The sequence below is a fragment of the Elstera litoralis genome, from assembly GCF_000963705.1.
Classification (GTDB): Bacteria; Pseudomonadota; Alphaproteobacteria; order Elsterales; family Elsteraceae; genus Elstera; species Elstera litoralis.
The window spans coordinates 1-2,282 of record NZ_LAJY01000504.1; the positions used below are offsets into that span (position 1 = coordinate 1).

Sequence of the window (2,282 nt, forward strand, 5' to 3'; positions counted from 1 at the left end):
GTAGAGGATCGAGGCGTATTTTGCGGCGCGCTTCGTCCATGATCCGGCGATAGGCATAGACGAAATCTTCCGCCGTCACTGGCGTTCCGTCCGACCAATTCGCATCGTTGCGGATCTTAAAGGTATAAACCGTGCCGTCCGGGCTGATTGTCCAGCTTTCCGCCGTGCCGGGGATAACCGAGGCGTCGGCGGCTTCGGTGGTAAGCCCGAGATAGAGATCACCCGCGATGCGGTTTTCCCAGGTCCCCGACATGTTTTGCGGATCAAGCGTATCCGGCTCGCCCAGATTGGCAATCCGCAACGTCATTTGGGCTTGCGCGAAGCCGGTAATCAGGGCCGTCGACAGCCCAAGGGCCACGGCAAAGGACCGAAACTGAACCATAATCAAGACATCCCCCAGAGTTGTGAACGAGTGCCCCGCTTTTTTTTTTTGGTCTTGAGCGCCATAGACGGGGCAATGCAGCGCGGCGATCCTTAAGGATCGGTTCACACGCTGCACGACATTAAACAGCTTTTGGTTTCGCGTGCAATAAGCTCGCGGATGAAAATATAGGCGGGTTTTAGGGTTATCTTGAGAGATTAAGAAATAATTCAGAAATATTTACATCCGACTCGTACGGTGGCCCCATTTGGTAATAAGTAAGGCGGGCCAAACCCATAGTATCCCAAAAATTATGTAGTAGACGAGGTCGAGCCACAGGTTCTCCGGCAGCAGCATGCGCAGATTGAGCACGGCAATAATATATAGGAGCAGAAAAATCAGGACACCCAAGGCCCCAAGGAGACGGCGTAAAGACGGGGGCATGGGCAGGTCCGCAGTGGTTCGGGGCAAAAACTGAGCGGGTTCTAACGGAAAATCGCCCGCGTCGCCAGTCCGCGCTGGGCCATGAGCCGCGAAATCCGGTCTTTGATCTCAAGCTTCTGGCTTTTCAGCCGGCGCAGGCGCACCCCATCGGGGCAGGGGCGTTGGATTTCTTCCTGCACTTCAAGATCAAGCTGATTATGGACCATGCGCAGCGCTTCGACCTGCGCGTAGCGGCTCATCATCCGAAAACCCACCCCATCACACTGACATAAAAATGTAATATAACGACTCAAGGCACCGATGTATAGCCCTTCGCCTGCATACAGTCGGTTAAAGCTCGGCTGTCCCGGCGTCGTTGCGCGGACGCATCTATATCGCCGCGCAAGGCCTCATAGCCGGTTCCGCGTCCGGGGGCGAGTTCTCCCCGCGCGGCGGCGACCCGGGTATCGCGGCGGCGGGCCTCATCGCTTGTGAACCGAAGCTCCTGCTGGCACGCGGCAAGATCCTTGTCCCGCGTTGCCGTATCGCCGCCCGCCTTCTCCCATGCGGGGGCCGCTGCGCACCCGGCGACAAAGAGTAGGGCGACGAGAGGGCGCGCGATCACAGTTCGATCGCCATGCCTTCGCGGGCAATCGTCACCCGGTCCCAGAGTTGCCGGGCTTGGCGCTCAACGGCGGCCATTTTATCGTCGGTATTGTCGGGGTCGTGGTGGAAGATATAGACCCGGCCCACATTGGCATCCTTGCCGATGCGAATGGCCTCTTCCCAAGTGGAATGGCCCCAACCGACCCGGCCGCGCGCATATTCTTCGTCCGAATAGGTCGAATCATAAATCATCACATCGGCGTTCTGGACGAGGTCCATAACGTTCGGATCGCGCCGACCGGGATAATGCTCGGTATCGGTCACATAGCAGACGCTGCGCCCGCCCGACGTAATCCGGTAGCCAGTGGCCCCGTTCGGGTGATTGAGGCGGCAGGTCTTCACATGAATGCGATCACCGATGACGAGATCTTCGCCGGCCTCGAAGTCGTGGAAGCCCATATTCGCGGCCATGTGGGACAGCGAAACGGGGAAGAGCGGGTCGCGCATCTGCTCGGCAAACACCGAGCGCACCCCGCCATTATCGCGGAGATGACCCGCGAAGATATCGAGGTGGAAGCTGCCGATCCACGCGGGGGCAAAAAACGGGAAGCCGATGATATGGTCGGTATGGGTGTGCGACATCAGCATTGTTGCTTCGCGCACACCTTTTGCGACCAAATATTTCCCAAGCTGCCACAGCCCCGTGCCCGCATCGAGAATGATGACTTCGTCACCCGACTCAACCGAAACACAAGCGGTATTGCCCCCGTACAGCATATGCTGCGGTGTGGCACAGGGGAAGCTCCCGCGAACGCCCCAAAAGGTGACTTTAAGTTCCATCCGATCCGGCTTCTTCACGGAAAACCAGTTTCTAAATAGCATCATAGCTGAC

At 57.8% G+C, this 2,282-nt stretch carries 5 protein-coding genes; all 5 read right to left on the reverse strand.

The window, feature by feature from the left end:
- The coding region (locus tag VZ95_RS16495) for an ABC transporter substrate-binding protein (protein WP_232302714.1) at window positions 1–382 on the reverse strand (382 nt) is incomplete at its 3' end.
- Window positions 383–601: 219 nt separating this feature from the next.
- Entirely contained in the window at window positions 602–805 is a 204-nt protein-coding gene (locus VZ95_RS29410) for a DUF2842 domain-containing protein (RefSeq protein WP_045776830.1), read from the reverse strand.
- Window positions 806–846: 41 nt separating this feature from the next.
- Entirely contained in the window at window positions 847–1,047 is a 201-nt protein-coding gene (locus VZ95_RS16505; protein ID WP_045776831.1) for a YdcH family protein, read from the reverse strand.
- A gap of 47 nt (window positions 1,048–1,094) precedes the next feature.
- Complete coding sequence (locus tag VZ95_RS16510; RefSeq protein WP_045776832.1) at window positions 1,095–1,409, reverse strand: hypothetical protein; 315 nt, start codon at window positions 1,407–1,409, stop codon at window positions 1,095–1,097.
- Window positions 1,406–2,282, reverse strand: an 877-nt coding sequence (locus VZ95_RS16515; RefSeq protein WP_332308115.1) for an MBL fold metallo-hydrolase, incomplete at its 5' end; no start/stop codon positions are given. The genes VZ95_RS16510 and VZ95_RS16515, both read right to left, overlap by 4 nt.